Source organism: Novosphingobium aureum (assembly GCF_015865035.1).
Classification (GTDB): Bacteria; Pseudomonadota; Alphaproteobacteria; order Sphingomonadales; family Sphingomonadaceae; genus Novosphingobium; species Novosphingobium aureum.
In genome coordinates, this window is the sequence record NZ_JADZGI010000038.1 from 1 (window position 1) to 237 (window position 237).

Genomic DNA, 237 nt, shown 5'->3' on the forward strand with positions numbered 1-237 from the left:
ATTCGCGCTACATCATCGCCTGGAAACTGTGCACCAACATGCGGGCCGAAGACGTCACCGACACGCTGGACCTGGCCCTCAAGGCATCGGGCTGCGATAGCGCCACCGTGCTGCACAAGCCCCGGCTACTATCCGACAACGGCCCCAGTTACATCGCGGGCGAACTCGCCGAGTACATCGAGGCCCAGCAGATGAGTCACGTCCGTGGCGCCCCGTTGCATCCGCAAACGCAGGGCA

Annotated in this window: 1 protein-coding gene; it reads left to right on the plus strand. The window is 63.7% G+C overall.

Translation table 11 applies throughout. The features are described from left to right. On the plus strand, positions 1-237 hold a 237-nt coding region (locus I5E68_RS20030; protein WP_197167487.1), incomplete at both ends, for a DDE-type integrase/transposase/recombinase.